The organism is Paenibacillus taichungensis, assembly GCF_047302525.1.
In the GTDB taxonomy this organism is placed as follows: domain Bacteria; phylum Bacillota; class Bacilli; order Paenibacillales; family Paenibacillaceae; genus Paenibacillus; species Paenibacillus taichungensis_B.
In genome coordinates this window covers 6854257-6868136 of record NZ_CP168020.1, presented here as the reverse complement: position 1 = coordinate 6868136, position 13880 = coordinate 6854257, and the positions used below count along the sequence as shown (strand labels likewise).

At 47.0% G+C, this 13880-nt stretch carries 11 protein-coding genes; 5 read left to right on the top strand and 6 right to left on the bottom strand.

Going from position 1 to position 13880, the window contains the following annotated elements; translation table 11 throughout:
- Positions 1 to 33 precede the first annotated feature (33 nt).
- Positions 34 to 738, bottom strand: coding sequence for a PspA/IM30 family protein (locus ACDJ58_RS31035; protein WP_413379897.1), 705 nt, complete (start codon positions 736 to 738; stop codon positions 34 to 36).
- Positions 739 to 889: 151 nt separating this feature from the next.
- Here ACDJ58_RS31035 and ACDJ58_RS31030 point away from each other — a divergent pair, with 151 nt between their 5' ends.
- The 5 genes from ACDJ58_RS31030 (at position 890) to pdxA (ending at position 6441) form a co-directional block, all read left to right on the top strand.
- The gene (locus tag ACDJ58_RS31030) at positions 890 to 1069 is read left to right on the top strand and encodes a hypothetical protein (protein WP_413374474.1); all 180 of its coding nucleotides are present in this window, start codon (positions 890 to 892) and stop codon (positions 1067 to 1069) included.
- 180 nt (positions 1070 to 1249) lie between these two features.
- Entirely contained in the window at positions 1250 to 2932 is a 1683-nt protein-coding gene (locus ACDJ58_RS31025; RefSeq protein WP_413374473.1) for a PrpR N-terminal domain-containing protein, read from the top strand.
- A 166-nt stretch (positions 2933 to 3098) separates the two neighbouring features.
- On the top strand, positions 3099 to 4085 hold the full coding sequence (locus tag ACDJ58_RS31020) for a 2-keto-3-deoxygluconate permease (RefSeq protein WP_063566472.1): 987 nt from the start codon (positions 3099 to 3101) through the stop codon (positions 4083 to 4085).
- A gap of 62 nt (positions 4086 to 4147) precedes the next feature.
- Positions 4148 to 5443 carry a four-carbon acid sugar kinase family protein gene (locus tag ACDJ58_RS31015; protein WP_413374472.1) on the top strand — a complete coding sequence of 432 codons (1296 nt, stop codon included), beginning with the start codon at positions 4148 to 4150 and terminating at the stop codon, positions 5441 to 5443.
- The gene (gene pdxA / locus ACDJ58_RS31010) at positions 5440 to 6441 is read left to right on the top strand and encodes a 4-hydroxythreonine-4-phosphate dehydrogenase PdxA (RefSeq protein WP_413374471.1); all 1002 of its coding nucleotides are present in this window, start codon (positions 5440 to 5442) and stop codon (positions 6439 to 6441) included. Before ACDJ58_RS31015 ends, pdxA begins: the two co-directional genes overlap by 4 nt.
- Positions 6442 to 6562: 121 nt before the next feature.
- Here the strand turns inward: pdxA and ACDJ58_RS31005 are convergent, their stop codons facing one another.
- The 5 genes from ACDJ58_RS31005 to ACDJ58_RS30985 form a co-directional block, all read right to left on the bottom strand.
- A complete protein-coding gene (locus ACDJ58_RS31005; protein ID WP_413374470.1) occupies positions 6563 to 7693 on the bottom strand; it encodes a glycoside hydrolase family 88 protein in 1131 nt (376 codons plus the stop codon).
- 33 nt (positions 7694 to 7726) lie between these two features.
- Positions 7727 to 10060: a helix-turn-helix domain-containing protein gene (locus ACDJ58_RS31000; protein ID WP_413374469.1), complete on the bottom strand. Its 2334-nt coding sequence runs from the start codon at positions 10058 to 10060 to the stop codon at positions 7727 to 7729.
- A gap of 52 nt (positions 10061 to 10112) precedes the next feature.
- The gene (locus tag ACDJ58_RS30995) at positions 10113 to 10997 is read right to left on the bottom strand and encodes a carbohydrate ABC transporter permease (RefSeq protein ID WP_413374468.1); all 885 of its coding nucleotides are present in this window, start codon (positions 10995 to 10997) and stop codon (positions 10113 to 10115) included.
- Between the two features lie 30 nt (positions 10998 to 11027).
- Positions 11028 to 11954: an ABC transporter permease gene (locus ACDJ58_RS30990; protein WP_179262176.1), complete on the bottom strand. Its 927-nt coding sequence runs from the start codon at positions 11952 to 11954 to the stop codon at positions 11028 to 11030.
- Between the two features lie 81 nt (positions 11955 to 12035).
- Positions 12036 to 13724: an extracellular solute-binding protein gene (locus tag ACDJ58_RS30985; RefSeq protein ID WP_413379895.1), complete on the bottom strand. Its 1689-nt coding sequence runs from the start codon at positions 13722 to 13724 to the stop codon at positions 12036 to 12038.
- Positions 13725 to 13880 lie beyond the last annotated feature (156 nt).

The following is a 13880-nucleotide window of genomic DNA, read 5'->3' as shown; positions in this document are numbered from 1 at the left end:
TGTTTAACGAAATGTATGACATTTTATATATCGTTATTTATCTTCCAATTTCTTCTGTATTGCTGCGAGCTCTTCCTCTGGACTCGGCGTCATCTGTGCATTATTACCCGCTTCGGCATTCATTTGCTGCTCCAACTGCGCAATTAGCACATCCAGATCATCTTCCTGTGCCCCAGCACGGAGTTCAGCCAAAGCCTCAGCTTCGTTAAGCGCCTGATTCGCTTTGTCTTCCATCGCCTTCAAAGCAGCATTCACATTGGCAGCTGAGGCGTTCCGTTCATTGGCCTGTTGTTGCGCATTGGCAGCCGCCATTCTGCCCTTCAGCTCGGTATGCCGAGCTTCCAATTGCCCCATATCCGCAACAAGCTTCTCGTGCATATGCTTCATCATTTTGGCTTTAGCAGAAGCCCGATCATAGGCAGCTTGTAATTCATTCATTTTCTTAGTCTGCTCTGCCTTCTTTTCCAGAAAACCACGTGCCTTGTCTTCATCACCAGACTCCGCAGATTTCTCTGCATACCGCTGTAATTTCTTAATCTCTGCACTGCATTCGTCCAAAGCCCTCTTCGCCCGGCTCTCATCTGAGAGAACCGCAGCCGTCTCTGCCTTCACCTGACCCAGATCACTGCTCAAGCTCTGCATATATTCATTCACCGTCTTCTCCGGATCTTGCGCCCGAGCCAGCACATGGTTCACATTCGCTTTCATCACGTCCCTAAACCTCGATAAGATTCCCATCATTCGTTCCTCCTTCGATAAGTTCATATGTATACTATAATACATGAATATAGGCATTAAGGTTTCATTTACTGCCACTGCAACAATAAATCTGAAGTCATCCGAGCGTGACATAATCCCATTACATTATAAAAGAAAAACCACCAGCCCATTGCTGATGGTTAAGGGATATTCCCTGATCGAGACGCAGACATCAGCATTCGACGGGAAGGCTCTCTACCGCTGTGAAGAAGACATCCAGCAGATCGACGTCAAAATTAGCATGAACGTATTCGGCAATCTGCGCCAGTTGTGCTTCCTGTTTGATAAATTCGAATGTTGTATTCCGTGATCTTTATCACACTTCCAAGGAGGAGAATACATCCAGATAATCTGTTTGCTTGTCAGCATAACTGAATCCGTCAGGAGCCAGGGATGCCATTCCTCTGCAAGTTGGCTATAATAAGGAAAGCCCTCTGGTCTGATGTACCAGTAGGAACCATGAATGATTTTTATAAAAGGCAGGAAAATTATGCGTACACGAGTTCATATTATCGCTCCTTATGAATCCATGACTACTATTATAGAAGAGTGCATTCCACTATTTCCCCAGCTAGCCATTCAGTGTGAAGTAGGCGACTTAATGAAAGGCGCCGAACTGGCGGCCCAAGCCGAACGAAACGGTGCTGAAATTATGATTAGCCGCGGTGGTACTGCCCAACTAATCAAGGAAGCCGTAACCATTCCCGTTATTGATGTGCAGTTGTCGGGATATGACATGATACGCTCCCTAACGCTGGCAAGCCAGTTCAACGGCAAAACCGCTATCGTTGGCTTTGCCAATATTACTTCAGGGGCACAGTCGATTATCGATCTAATGGAACTGCCTTTAAAGGTGTATACCATACGCAGCTCCGAGGATGTGGCACGGCTGCTGCTGGAGCTGAAAGCGTCAGGGTACCGTCAGATTGTTGGCGATGTCATCACCGTGAATACGGCCAAAACCTATGGAATGGAAGGATTGCTGATCCAATCTGGCAAGGAATCCATCCTCAGAGCGCTTGAAGATGCACAGTTGGTATATCGGTACTTAAGCAAAAATCACGCGATATCCGTCATACTGAACAATCTGGTCACCCAAGAGCATCCTAATCTTCTTGTTTTAAACGAGCAGAACGAGGTTGTATTCGAGAATTTGACCGATTTTGAGCAAAATCCACTCACCGATAATCACATTTATCTCACCAATACCAACCTGGATTTCCATCAATCCCAAGTTCAAAATGTGTTCATCGTGGATGATTACCAGCTTACGGTGACAGCCTATGAAACGACGTTAAGTAACAAAAGCTATAAAGTATACTCCCTTGAAAAAGGACAGCCCTATGCTTTTGCACAATTTGGCATAACGGCGTATACCGATATATCCATGGAGCCGATCGTTGCCGAATCCCCTGCCATGCAGGCCGTATTGAAGAACATCCGGGCGCTTTACGAGAACCATGAACCCATTTATCTGCTAGGCGAAGCGGATTCGGGCAAATCTTTTCTGGTAAAACATATTCATCAGATGTACTCCAGCGGTGGGCTTATGCTTCAAATCGATCTTGCCCAGGTTCCTCCAGGCCATTTGCACAAAATCCCACTCTCCAAAGTGCGCAACGTGGAGATTAATCATTTGGAAAATGGTTCGAAGGATGAGGAATTGATCTCATTCATTCAGACCTGTCTACAAAGGCGGATTGGAGTATTCATTCTAGGGGAACAGGGATTGAACCCAAATAGAACCCTGGATATCGAGCTGAATACGATCATTATGCCAAGCCTTGTGGACAGACAGGAGGATCTTGCACCACTGATCCAGCATTTCCTCAGCGATTACTACCAGAAGTATGGGACTGTTGCGGTGAAGATGAAAGAGGACGCGTTGCAGCTAATCAGAGATCAAGTTCCGCATATGACAGTGAACCAGTTGAGGCATCTTATCAAACAGGCGGCATTGAATGAACAGGACTACGTGATCTCAGCCGAGACCTTATCACATCTGCTCGGTGAACAACCCTCATCCAATACGATGAAGCTTAGTGGTACGCTGAAAGAAATCGAAAAAGAGATTATTCAATTCGTTCTACATGAGGAAAACAATAATCAATCCAAGGCGGCCGACCGCTTGGGGATTAACCGTGCCACCTTATGGCGTAAACTTAAAGAGTAACTTTAGGTTTACGCTTTTTTTACGATCATAAGTGTTGCATAATTAAACACATAAAGTTATTACTTAAAATTTACAATAATTAAGTGTTGCTAAAATAAACAATATGGGATAACATAATCCCTGCAAACGCTTTATAAAAACGATTACTTCATAAGGAGCCACTACTATGAACATTAAAGCAACATTAGATCGTATTCCTGGCGGTATGATGGTTGTTCCCCTGTTGCTCGGTGCAACCATTAACACATTCTTTCCGAATGCTTTGCGAATCGGGGGTTTCACGGAAGCCCTGTTCGTAAATAGCTCAAGTACATTGATCGCCCTGTTCCTGTTGATTGCTGGTACACAAATTACGTTCAAGACAGCAGGTTCTTCGGTTGGTAAAGGCGTTACATTGCTTGTGTTCAAGTGGGCAGTTGGTGCAGTATTAGGTTTGATCGCCATCTATTTTGCGGATTCCAATGGTTTATTCCTTGGTTTGGCACCGCTTGCTATTATCGCTGCAATGACGAATTCCAATGGTGGACTGTACATCGCGCTGGCCGGACAATACGGCAAAGAGGATGACAAGGCGGCTTATCCGTTCCTCGCACTCAGCGATGGACCTTTTCTTACCATGGTTGCACTCTCTATTTTCGGTGCGATGGGCTTCGCCAACGGCATGTTCTCCCCGATGGCTTTTGTAGCCGTACTGCTTCCACTGATCGTCGGTGTTGTTATCGGTAACCTGGATCGCAACCTTGCTGAATGGCTGCACAAAGGCAGCGACAAGCTCGTTCCATTCTTCGCCTTTTCACTGGGTATGGGAATCAACTTCTCGTCCATCATTCAAGGCGGACTTAGCGGCATCATGCTGGGTGTAATTACTGTATTGATTACTGGCGGCGTCGGCTACCTGCTCTTCAAAGCCATTGGCTGGAATCCCATTGTCGGAGCTTCGGAAGGTTCCACAGCCGGTAACGCTGTAGGTACACCTGCTGCCATCGTGGCTGCCAATGCTTCATTTGCTCCAATTGCTGAAATCGCTACCGTGCAGATTGCGGCGAGTGTTGTGACAACCGCCATTCTGCTGCCGATCTTCATCGGATTCCTTTCCAAAAGGCTGGAGAAATCAGGCGGTGTCGAGAAATACAATCAAAGACCGTCCACATAAATGCATTGAATTTAGCTGACCGGACTTATATTTAATTTTGATTTTCAAGGAGGGATGACTGCATGAAATTAGCCATTATTGCAGATGATTTGACCGGCGCCAATGACAGCGGGGTGCAGCTTGCCCGTCATGGATTAAAGACAAGCGTACTATTCAACATGGACGAAGATAACATTCGTAATTACGATGCGGTCGTTTTTGATACCGATAGCCGTTCCATCACACCGGAGGATGCGTATCAGCGGGTTAGTCGAGCAGCCGAACTGCTGTTAAAGAACGGATTTGGCGCCATTTTCAAAAAAATGGATTCAACCATGCGCGGAAACATCGGGATCGAGATCGACGCTTTGTATGATGTGGTCAAACCGGACTTCATGATGATTGCCCCGGGCTATCCCAAGAACAACCGCACCATTCTTAATGGCACACATTATCTGAACGGCGTTCCACTGGCCGATACCGAGATTGCGAATGATCCGAAGACACCTGTGACCCTTTCATATCTTCCGGATTTACTCAAGCTTCAGACCAAGTATGAAGTGGGCGAGATTACGGTGAGTGATCTTGAATCGGGTACAGATCATATGAAGACGAAACTGGAAACCTTTAAGGCAACCGGCATTCCCTATATCCTCGTCGACTCGACGGATGAGCAACACCTAGAGCAGATCCTTAATATCACCAGCGAGTTGGATTATACATTTGCCTGGGCAGGCTCGGCAGGTATCGCGAACTACCTTCCCACTCATTACAGCTTGGGAGCCAAGTCAGCGGAATTGACCATTCTGGCGAATCCGGGTCCGATCCTCACCGTTGTAGGGAGTGTGAACAAAAACTCTCGTGAGCAGCTCAAGCAGTTGCTACAGAAAACAAACGTATCATCCATCCCGTTCCACTCGTTCAAAGCCGTATCGGGTTCGGCAGATCGTGAGCAAGAAATCGATCGTGTGTATGAGGAAGTGATGGCCAAAGCCGTGGAAGGCAATGACGTTGTCCTCTATTCAACCGCCGAACAGGTAGATATTGAACTAGCACGTGCTACGGGTGAAGTCAGAGGACTTAATCACACCGAGGTCAGCAATGAAATTGTACGGGCCATAGGTGAAATCTGCGCCAAGTTGCTGGAGAATGGGTACTTCAAAGGTGTATCCATGACGGGCGGAGATACAGCTAAGCAAATCTGTATGAAGTGGAATATCAGTGGTTTTGAGCTGCTTGATGAGCTTGAAATTGGTGTACCGATATCGAAATTTATTGGAATTGAGGATCTGCACGTGATTACCAAAGCGGGCGGATTCGGCAAGCCCGACGTCTTCATCCATGCGATTGAAAAATTAAAAGGAGGAGTTACCGTATGAAACCAACCGTTGGAATTACAATGGGAGATGCAGCAGGCATTGGACCCGAGATCATTATGAAAGCATTAGGCCATCAGGAGGTCTACAACAACTGCAATCCACTCGTCATTGGCGATGCGAAAATATTGGAGCGTGTCCTGCCTGTCATCGGATCGAGTCTGAAGGTAAATGCCATTCATGAGCCATCCGAAGCCAAGTATGAATTCGGTACTGTGGACGTTATTGATCTGGATCTCGTTCCTGCAGATCTGGAATATGGAAAAGTATCTGCCGTTGCGGGAGATGCAGCATTTCAGTTTCTGGCGAAAGCCATTGATCTGGCCATAAAACAGCAAATTCACTCCATCTGCACGGCGCCTCTGAACAAAGAAGCGCTGCACCTAGGTGGACACTTGTATCCAGGTCACACCGAGATTTTGGCTGATTTGACCGATACTGAGGATTTCTCCATGATGCTGACTACACCCAATCTGCGAGTGATTCACCTTACGACGCATATGGGTCTGATTGATGCCATTGCGAGCATCAACCCGGAAAGAACATACACTGTGGTTAAACTGGCTCATGATACTTTGAAAAAAGCTGGCTTCGAAAATCCGCGTGTAGCTGTTTGCGGTATTAACCCGCATGCAGGTGAGAACGGACTGTTCGGTAATGGTGAAGAGGAAGAAAAACTGCAGCCCGGCATCGAACGTGCGCAAAAGGAAGGCATTAACGTGGTTGGTCCACTTCCGGCGGACACGTTATTCTTCCGCGCTGGCCGTGGCGATTTTGATATCGTTGTGGCTTGTTATCACGACCAGGGACATGCCCCAATTAAGGTCATGGGCATTGAAGAAGGTGTGAATATTACGGTAGGTCTCAAAGGCGGCATTATCCGTACTTCTGTAGACCATGGAACAGCCTTTGACATCGCAGGCAAAAACATCGCCGATGACAAAAGCATGCTGGCCGCCATTCGTTCCGCCATTGAGCTTGCGCCAAAAACGCAAATTTAACAGCACGTTTTCAAATATAAAGATTGAAAAGCAGCGATTCTGTCATCACGGAAGAATCGCTGCTTTTTCTTTTGGGTCAAAATATTTTAATTCATCGGCAAGGAACTTGTTCATAATCACTTTATTGACGATCGTACCAATAGCCAGGAATACCTCGTTCAAGACGCATTAACGCTTCAAGATAAAAATAATCGCCCCAGATCGTGTAATCATCAGGTGAATCCCCACCTCTTACGGAGTATGAGCCATGCTTCAGCAGACCCTCCGCTGTATCGGAGCCCTGCGTGGAATAATGATTAATTAAGGATTTCATGGACGATTCCGCTGCGTTCTGAAATACCTCACGCTCAGGATCGGCTTCATCAAGCCGTCCGGCAATTTCCAACAGACCACAGGCAACAATAGCCGATGCAGAGCTGTCCCGTTTCGGTTCAGGCGTCTGTGGGGCATCAAAATCCCAGTAAGCTACTTCGTCCTTCGGAAGATGGGCAAGGAAATAACGGGCAAGACGTTTGGCTGTCTCCAGCATTTCTGCACTTTGCAGATAGCGGCTACACAGTGCAAAACCATATATCCCCCATGCCTGTCCGCGAGTCCAGGTAGAGCCGTCATTGTAGCCTTGATGCGTACCGCCTCGAATGGCCTCTCCGGTAGCCTGGTCAAAATAAAAGGTATGATAACTGGAGTCGTCTCCACGAACGAGGAAACGGCGGCTTTTCAGCGCATGCAGCTCAGCAACACGGCGATACTCCTCGTTATTTGTCTGTTCATACGCCCAGAACAGCAGCGGAAGATTGAGCAGGCAATCGATAATAATTCGCCCTCCGTTGTTCACATCGCCTTTACGTCCCCAAGCCTGAATCAGTCCAGCATCCTCACGCCAGCGTTTCATCAGCATATCGGCAGCTTCGATCGTAAGTTTTTTAGCGGCGGCGTCATGCTCCACAATCCATTGTGCCTTAGAAGACAACGAATAGAGGAAGCCAATATCATGATGATCGAAAATGATTTTCTGCTCCATTCGCCGACGGAAGTTATCGACGCTATTCACGGCAGCCTCACGAAACCTCGGGTCCTGAGTATACTCCGTGCATAACCACAGGATGCCTGACCAGAACCCTGCCGTCCACTCCGTATTATCATTAAGCACATAATGCTCATCCCCATTACTAACATGGGGAAAGCGTCCCTCGAATCGATCTATATTACGCCGAGTGACATTGAGTGCATCTTCAATAGCTTTTTTCCACATGGAACAGTTCCTCCTCTAGGCAAGTAATATTTTTCAACCCTCTTGCTGGACAAGTCTGCTGTTTTGCTTATACTGGCCGGGTGTAATTCCCTCATATTTCTTAAAGACACGAATGAACGAATTGCTGTTCAGGAAACCCACCCGCTCGGATACGTCCTGGATCGTCAGTTCCTCTGCCTCTAGAATTTTCTTGGATTGCTCAATTCGATATTGGTTAATGTAATCGATCACGTTGACTCCGGTCTGTTCCTTGAAGTACTTGGAGACATAGGTTGGATGAAAACGAAACCGCTCGGATAAATGAGTCAAGCCCAAATTGACATCTGCATAACTCTCATGAATGAATTCCACCAGTTGATCCCTCAATTCCTCACTGCGGGACCGCTTGCGCTCATGCACTGTCTGGCATACCGTCTCCAGTATCCGCAGCAATTCGGACTCGATCTCCTCAAAGGTCTCACATGCAAACAATTGCCGAATCAGATCGTTGCGCTGTGTCATCTCGTTTTGATCATCCGTCTTAATCTGTTCCGTAGCTTTCAGAAAGGTACCGATCAACTCAAACATCAGACAGCGAGCCAGTTCAACAGATAAGGGCTCTCCTGCAAAATTGGTCATGAGAATTTCGTTCATCACTTCCGTGGAACGGGCATAATTCCCTGTAGCAATATAATTGATGAGCTGTCTCTCCAGATCGAGAGGGTAATACAGCTCCTCCTTGGGCCGACGAATCCGGTTCGGGTCAATAATTTGACCGATCCCCAGAATCAACCTGTATTCCAGCGCTTCTTCCGATTCACGGAAACAATCTGCGATCTCCGCAATACGGTGATGAACATGGCTAACGCCAACAGAGAAGTACACGCAGAATCGGGAGCCGATGAAACGCTGGGCTTCTTCGACTGCACGAATTAGCTGATGACTGGTATCCTCCTCACACTTCCGAATATTAATCAGGAACGCAATTCTTCCATCAATGTCCGCAGAGTATACATGACCGATTGAGCCGATCATTTCCTCTAGCACATTGGTCAGAATCAGGTGCACAAATTGATGCTTCTCCTCCTGGTCCTGCTCACGTACTCTGGAACGGAACAGCCCTTCAACATCCTCAATGTGCAGGAGCAATACGGCAAACGAATCCGTCTCGAACCGAATGCCCGAACGTTCCAGCGCCGAAGCAAACTCCTCACCCACCTGTACCCTTCCCTTCATCAACTTGGAGAGTAGGCTGCTCCGTACAACGCTTTGCTGATCCTTGAGCCTGTTCGCAAATTGATCCTGCTCTTCCCAGGCTTGGATCAGAACAGATTGCAAAATGCCATATTCATCGTCCGGCTGCTCCAGTTTCCACTTGACCTTATCCGAGATAATGTTCATGATCCGTCCCAGCGGACGGTAATTCCGTCTGGTGAACCACCAGGCTGCCACCCCACCGAGGATAAGTCCTGCGGCAACGCCTCCAAGAGTAATATCGCGGATAACCGTCAGCTTCTTGGCATAGATTCGGGTAGGTATGATGGATACATACTTCCAGTCCTGGATCTTAGAAGAAATCTGCGATATGGTCACGGATTCTCCGTTCCAATCGATCGTTTCCGTTCTTTTCCCAACATCATTGAAAAGGTTAAGACCCTCCCCCTTCATGTAAGGGGTTTCAAGTGATCCGGTAGAAAATAACGTTTGACCATCGTGATCCAAAATGAATACAGTGCTCTCTTTTTCCAAACGTACGTTATCGATGGCTTGCTGGAATCGGTTAGGGTCCAGGTTAACGACGAAGGTCGCAGGGCTGTCAGCGCCATTCTGGATAGGAAACGGCTGAATATAGACCAGCGTGTCTTCAATCCGTCGATCTTCACTCCGAACCTCCATCTTTCGGTACATGCTCTTACCGGAATCATGCATAAGCCGGGTCCACGCTTCCTCGGTTACATTGGTGCCCTGATAGAACATGTCATACAGATAATTTTTTTGAATGAGTGAAGAAGAGGACAACGCGATATCGGATTGTTTGATATAAATATACAGTTCACTAATCAAGCCGTTTCCGACGCGTGTAGATTTTAGGTTTTTGATCAGATCAATCCCCATGAACCTCCAGCGGGCATCCTGTTCAGACGCATGATTAATGAAGCTCATGAGTTGGGAGTCAGCCATTAATTGATTGCTAATGCTGCCAATATCGCCAATCTGGTTATCAATGGTTTCCTGTACCTGAGATAACAGCACCATGTTGGAACGATTAACTTCTTCCTCAAGCAACATGCGAGACTCGGCAAAAACAGCAGCACCGATCACAATCGGTATGAGCAGAATGACCATGTAAGAAATGCCCCAGGATAACAGGATGCTTTTTCTCTTCATGCGTCTCCTCCTCACATTGTGATATTTGGGCATGGCTTGGCATAAGGCAACTCTATTCTTTGATTGCTCCGATCATAACACCTTTAACAAAGTATTTCTGTAGAAACGGATAGATGAACAATATAGGCAGGGTGGCTACCATGACCGTTGCATATTTTACACTTTCCCCGATGGCCTCTTTGTCCATAGCGGTCGCTCCTGTTGTCATCGAGTCTGTACTGTTCTGAATCAGAATTTCTCGCAGCACCAGTTGAAGTGGAAACAGGTTCCGGTCCCGAATATACAGGATCGCACTGAACCATGAATTCCAGTGACCGACGCCGTAAAAAAGAATCATCACCGCAATAACGGGCATGGACAATGGCACTACGATCCGCCAGAGAATGAGCATCTCTCCCGCCCCGTCTATACGGGCCGACTCTAGTAGACTTTCCGAGATTTCCGCAAAGGAAGTCCGCATAATAATCAGATTATAGCTGCTGATCAAACCGGGTACAATCAGAGCCCAGAGGCTGTTGCCCATATGAAGCGTGTTATTGATCAACAGATAAGACGGTATGATTCCGCCGTTAAAAAACATCGTAAATACAATCGCCAGCATAATCGGATTGCGGAGCATAAAGCTTTTGCGGGACAACGTGTACGCCCCCAGAATGGTGAACAGCAGATTAAGCGCCGTGCCCACCACCACAATGAATATCGTATTCCGGTATCCGGACAGAATGTTGGGGTTGCTTAGCACCAGCTTGTAGCTCTCCATTGTAATTCCTTTGGGGGAAAGCAGCAGGCCTCTATGGGCCATGAGTTGACCTGAGTCGCTAAGCGATGCATTCAGCACATGCAGCAGCGGATACAAAGTTACGATAATCAACCCTGTCATCAGAATCGCGTTCGCACCGCCAAACAACCGCTCTCCAATGGACCTTTTCATTCGCAAAAGAAATCCCTCCCTTCACCTCGTTCTAGGTTAGAACAGCTTGGTATTGGATATCACCTTAGACAGGCGGTTGGCACCGATTAGCAGCGCAAAGTTAATGACAGACTGGAAGAGACCCACCGCGGTTGTATAGCTGAATTCGGCACTTTCACTAATCCCTTTGCGGTAGACAAACGTCGAGATCACATCTGCTGTATCATACACATTCGGATTATAGAGCAGAATAATTTTCTCGAACCCAATCTCCATCAGTCCACCAATGCGGAGTATGAGGAGAATCATAATCATCGGAATGATGCCGGGAAGCGTGATATGCCACACCTGGCGAAGCCGACTCGCTCCGTCCACGTTGGCAGCATCGTAGAGCTCGGGGTTAATGCCGCTAAGCGCAGCCAAATAAATGATGCTGGAGAAGCCAAGCTCCTGCCAGATCGATGAGGCGGTATAAATGGTACGGAAATTGGCCGGATCGCTGAGAAGCGCGCTGCTCTGTCCACCAAAATAACCAATGATGGTGTTAAACAGTCCATCCCGGGATGAGAAATCAACAATCATGCCGCAGATGACGACAATGGAAATAAAGTGGGGAATGTACGAGATCGTCTGCACCGTGCGTTTGAAGATTTCATGTCGAAGCTCATTAAGCAGAAGGGCAAGAAGAATGGGAGCCGGGAAACCGAACAACAGTTGATAAAAACTTAACAAAAGAGTATTCTTCAAAATCCGCCAGAAATAATAGCTCTGAAAGAAATCACGAAAATGCTGCAATCCGACCCAATCACTGCCCCATATGCCTTTGCCCACCGAGTAGTCTTTGAACGCAATAATGGCTCCGTACATCGGCAGGTATTTGAAGACGAGAAAATATAAAACGACGGGAAGAGCCATCCAATAGATGGCTTTATTCTTTTTGTAATTGAGCCATAACAAGGAAAGCTTGTGCGACAACTCCTTCATCCCCTTCCTTTTTCATTCCAAAGAGGGCATCCACGGCAGCAAAGCCGTAAAAAGGCTTCACCACCCGTGAACATCTCTTCCTTATCTGGCGTTATAACGGTCCAGGGCAGCTTGCTGAATTTCAATAGCCCGTTTAACGTTAAACTTGTTGATCTGATCAACAAACTTGTCAAAGTTCTCAATCGGCTCGACCCCAATGACAAATTTGACGAACATCTCATCCCGGTAAGTTCCAATATCACTCATGATTTTGCTGTACTCCGTGGATTCTTCTGTCGTCAGACTGGTAGGAGGAAGGCCTACCTTCAGTGTATTATCGCTGTATTTGGAGAACAGAACCGCCGCATCCTTCTGTTGTTGGAGCTGATAATATTGCTCGTTGTACCGATCGTCATCCTCCCCCACGAAGGGATAGTTCGCAATAAAATGTTTGGCCATGGCCTGAGCAACCGACAGACCTTCCGGATTTTTCAAAATCTCATCAGTATAGGTCGGGTAACCGTCCTTCATCGTATAGGTGAGGCCCTCCACACCGAAATTTTTGAGCATATGTCCTTCTTCACTGAAGAAATAATCGAGTGCTTTGACCGTTTCCTCTGGATGTTTGTTGCTATTGGTGATCACAACGCCGCTACTGCTCCACTCCCAGGAACGTCCGGTAAACATCGGCTCATCACCCTTATTCAGCACCGGATACTGGGTTGCTGTCAGATTGGCATTCGGATCCGTTTCCTGCAGAGCGGGCAGATAGCGGCCTACACCTCCACCGATGAAGGTGAAAAACGCACCAGCTTGACTGCTCAAAATTTTGGCGTCGTATGTTTTCTGGTCATTAGTAGCAAAATCGGGATCAATCAATCCCTCCTGATACCAGCGATGGAACATCGTTAGAAATTCCTTATATTCCGGCTCAATTGGTCCATAGACTACCTTGCCATCTTTCATAAACGTGTTATTAGTGATGCCGTAAGCCTCTAGATATGTCGGTGCGGCTGGTCCCATAGTGCTCATTTTGGGAGGTGCACCAAACAACAGGGGCGCTGCTACGCCTTTTTTTTCCTTGAAGGCCTTGAGTACCGTCTCCCATTCCTCAATCGTTTCCGGTTTCTCCAGCTTCAGCTCATCCAACCAATCCTGACGGATGAACGTACCCCCGAAGGTTTTGTATTCCCCCAGACGCAGATGCGGTATTGCATAGATATCTCCGTTGTCGGCTTTTAACTGTTTGGCAACCTCGGGATTCTCCTCCAGGATTTTTTTCAAATTGGGAGCGTATTCATCAATGAGTTCGTTCAGTCGAATGATGATACCATCATTGAATAGTTTGGCGTAATCTCCATTTACAAACATGGCATCAGGCAGCTGATTCGAGGCAATCATGACATTGAACTGTTCGGTCTCGGCACCCACAGCGGGATGCTGGAATTCGATTTTGGTATTGGTTTTCTTCTCCCATTCCTTAATCGCCGTAATTTCATTCATGCTCTTGAGTGTGATGGAAGCATTGGTATTCATCGACATCCAGATTGAAATGGGGGTAGGTCCATCTCCTCCTGCTTCACCTGCACTTCCGTTGTCTCCTGAACAGCCCCCAAGAGCAGCAATACTCATCATTAGGCAGATTCCAATTGTCAGTCGTTTTCTCCATGACCTTTTCATCACTTCACGTCCCCCCATTGAATATGTATCGTGGATAAGCAGCCCTGTCATCGCTCTCCATAAAGTTACCGTTTGCCCGCTATATTGGCTATCCTCCATTCTTGCCGACATATCCAAAATTTGATATTTCCTTGTGCAGCACAGGATTTACACATGAATGCAAGAGATCAAGATCATATTTCCAGATTGAACGGTAAGCAAAAGAAGGAGATCGATCAAGCCCGTTTCCAAAATCATAGGGTGTTTGACCAGTCGCTGCCACTTATA

Bases quoted from the DNA above. Each gene is read 5' to 3' on its own strand.
- ACDJ58_RS31020 (WP_063566472.1), top strand. From the start codon at position 3,099: ATGAACATTAAAGCAACATTAGATCGTATTCCTGGCGGTATGATGGTT.
- ACDJ58_RS31035 (WP_413379897.1), bottom strand. From the start codon at position 738: ATGGGAATCTTATCGAGGTTTAGGGACGTGATGAAAGCGAATGTGAAC.
- ACDJ58_RS31025 (WP_413374473.1), top strand. From the start codon at position 1,250: ATGCGTACACGAGTTCATATTATCGCTCCTTATGAATCCATGACTACT.
- ACDJ58_RS31000 (WP_413374469.1), bottom strand. From the start codon at position 10,060: ATGAAGAGAAAAAGCATCCTGTTATCCTGGGGCATTTCTTACATGGTC.
- ACDJ58_RS30985 (WP_413379895.1), bottom strand. From the start codon at position 13,724: ATGTCGGCAAGAATGGAGGATAGCCAATATAGCGGGCAAACGGTAACT.
- pdxA (WP_413374471.1), top strand. From the start codon at position 5,440: ATGAAACCAACCGTTGGAATTACAATGGGAGATGCAGCAGGCATTGGA.
- ACDJ58_RS31005 (WP_413374470.1), bottom strand. From the start codon at position 7,693: ATGTGGAAAAAAGCTATTGAAGATGCACTCAATGTCACTCGGCGTAAT.
- ACDJ58_RS31015 (WP_413374472.1), top strand. From the start codon at position 4,148: ATGAAATTAGCCATTATTGCAGATGATTTGACCGGCGCCAATGACAGC.
- ACDJ58_RS30990 (WP_179262176.1), bottom strand. From the start codon at position 11,954: ATGAAGGAGTTGTCGCACAAGCTTTCCTTGTTATGGCTCAATTACAAA.